Below are 2471 nucleotides of genomic sequence, written 5' to 3' on the forward strand. Positions count from 1 at the left end.
CATGTTTAGCAAGATCCTGATCGCCAATCGGGGCGAGATCGCCTGCCGTGTCATCCGCACGGCTCGCAAGCTCGGCGTGCACACCGTCGCCGTCTACTCGGATGCCGACGCGAAATCGCTGCATGTCGAGATGGCCGACGAGGCTGTTCATATCGGCCCCTCGCCTGTCGGCGAAAGTTATCTGCGCGGCGGCAAGGGCGAAGCCGAACTGTTGGCGTCCTGCTATCGCAGGTCGCTAGAACTCGCGGCCGCCAATGATTGCCGCACAGTGGCGTTTCCGGCGATCTCGACCGTGTTTACCTCTACCCGAAAGACGAGGCGACCGAGATCGCTGTCGGCACGGTCAGCATGGTCGTCGAAGAGAAAAACATGCCCGAAACCATCATCTTCTGCTGCTTCGACGAGCATACGGCGCAACTATACCAGCGAACCGTTGCTGCGCTCCGGAAAGGCTGAACTGATGGACCAACAGATTCATCAGCACAGGCAAACCAAAATTCCCGCCAACGAACTGGCGGCGGCGAAAAATATTCGCTACTGCTTAGCTCTTGCAGTGCAATGGGGACAGGGCAGGAATGGAACTGAAATATTGCCGGGGGACGGCTGCTTCGCTACTTGCAGGATTGCTTATATTCACAACAGCTGGCGCCAGCCAGGCAGAGTCGCTCGCAGGGAGCAAAGGGCATACTCGCTTTCCTGTCTATATCACACCGGGTTCGACAGGAGGTTGCAGCAAGCATTACCGCGAATACGTCGCCGCGCGCGGCCATTCCGCCTACGCAATGACGCCGTTCACCTGGGGAACGGAATTCTCAATCTGCGGTATCTCCTTGAATGCACCCTCGCAGCAGGCGGCGGAGGACAAGGCAATGAAGTCCTGCGAATCGGGCCGGAAAAAGTGGAAAGTTTCCACAGCCGGGGCCTGTGCCATCGCCGCATCAAAATAGGTTTCGGACCGCAAGCTTCTTCCTGGGGGAAACAGAATGAAATCCGCGACCATCAAACGGACAGCCGTGTCGATGTTGGCCGGACTGCTTGTGGCCATGACAGCCGGTGCCGCGACAGCGGGCTCGCTTGCTGGCAGCAAGGGAGACGTGCGGTTCCCGCCGACCCTGGGCTCCGGTCCGAAGAGCGAATGCAACGTTGMCTACAAGGCCTATATCGCGGCGAGCGGTCATTCGGCCTACGCCACGACCTTTTATTCGCGCGTTGTCGACCTCTACATCATCTGCGGGACGAAGCTCAACGCGCCGTCTCAGAAGGCGGCGGAAGAAATGGCGTTGCGCGGCTGCCAGGCCGGCCTGACGCGGTGGAAGGTCAAGACCGCAAGCGGCGGCTGCGCGATCTCGGCATCGAAGTAGGCAACCAGCCGAGACTTTTTTCCGAATGGGGTGAACAGAATGAAATCCGGAACCTGCAAACGAGCAGCTACCTCGATAGTCGCAGGCTTGCTGATGGTGGCGACCTCCAGCGCCGCCATGGCTGGATCGCTGGCGGGAAGCAAGGGCGACGTGCGTTACCCAATAAACATTCCCGTGGGGACCACCGGAGGCTGCGGCAAGATCTATGCAGCGTATGTCGCAGCCGCCGGCCATTCGGCCTTCGCGGCAACGCCAATCGTTCCGGCGAGCGAGTATTTCATTTGCGGCGTGAAGCTGAATGCACCGTCACAGAAGGCGGCCGAGGAACTGGCGCTGAAATCCTGTCAGGCCAGCAAGAGCAAATACAAGGTCACCGTCGCCGGCGCCTGCAGTCTCGCCGCCTCCAAATAGGCTGGAAGGCGCGCGGTTTTTCGCTTTGGGAGAGACAAAATGAAATCCACGAATTCCAGGCGAACAGCCATGGCGATACTGGCCGGGTTGTTGATGATCGCCTCGTCCGGCTTCGGCATGGCCGCGTCGCTGGCGGGCAGCGAGGGGGACAAGCGTTTTCCCCCGAATTTGGGCGTCTCGAAGTCCCCATGCGCCAAGGCGTACAAGGCCTATGTTGCGGCCAGTGGCCATTCCGCTTATGCCACCACCCCATATTCAAGGGTGGTTTCATTGTACATCCTATGCGGTGCGCAGCTGAATGCGCCGTCGCAAAAGGTGGCGGAAGTGTTGGCGATGAAATCCTGCGCGGCCACGCGTGCGCACTACAAGGTGACGAACGGCGGCGCCTGCGAGATCGCCGCTTCGAAGTAAGCCGGCGCCTGCCCAATGGCGCCGCCCGTGACAAGACCCGGGAGGCTCCATGTTTAGCAAGATCCTGATCGCCAATCGGGGCGAGATCGCCTGCCGTGTCATCCGCACGGCCCGTAAGCTCGGCGTGCACACCGTCGCCGTCTATTCGGATGCCGACGCGAAATCGCTGCATGTCGAGATGGCCGACGAGGCTGTGCATATCGGYCCCTCGCCKGTCGGYGAAAGTTATCTGCGCGGCGACAAGATCGTCGCGGCGGCGCTTTCGACGGGGGCGCAGGCCATCCATCC

The 2471-nt window shown here is 60.6% G+C and carries 6 protein-coding genes and 1 pseudogene; all 7 read left to right on the top strand.

What is annotated here, in order from left to right:
• Position 1: 1 nt before the first annotated feature.
• A pseudogene (locus AC1DX0_RS34560) lies at positions 2–187 on the top strand (biotin carboxylase N-terminal domain-containing protein); the annotation flags it as partial.
• 71 nt (positions 188–258) lie between these two features.
• A complete protein-coding gene (locus AC1DX0_RS34565; RefSeq protein ID WP_477219471.1) occupies positions 259–456 on the top strand; it encodes a hypothetical protein in 198 nt (65 codons plus the stop codon).
• 119 nt (positions 457–575) lie between these two features.
• Complete coding sequence (locus AC1DX0_RS34570; protein ID WP_477219472.1) at positions 576–947, top strand: hypothetical protein; 372 nt, start codon at positions 576–578, stop codon at positions 945–947.
• 36 nt (positions 948–983) lie between these two features.
• On the top strand, positions 984–1361 hold the full coding sequence (locus AC1DX0_RS34575) for a hypothetical protein (protein WP_477358863.1): 378 nt from the start codon (positions 984–986) through the stop codon (positions 1359–1361).
• Positions 1362–1454: 93 nt separating this feature from the next.
• Positions 1455–1772, top strand: coding sequence for a hypothetical protein (locus AC1DX0_RS34580; RefSeq protein WP_477219474.1), 318 nt, complete (start codon positions 1455–1457; stop codon positions 1770–1772).
• 39 nt (positions 1773–1811) lie between these two features.
• Positions 1812–2183: a hypothetical protein gene (locus AC1DX0_RS34585; protein WP_477219475.1), complete on the top strand. Its 372-nt coding sequence runs from the start codon at positions 1812–1814 to the stop codon at positions 2181–2183.
• 49 nt (positions 2184–2232) lie between these two features.
• Positions 2233–2471 (top strand): biotin carboxylase N-terminal domain-containing protein (locus AC1DX0_RS34590; protein ID WP_477358866.1); only part of this gene is annotated, 239 nt, incomplete at its 3' end.

This window comes from Mesorhizobium sp. P3_A9 (genome assembly GCF_056402975.1).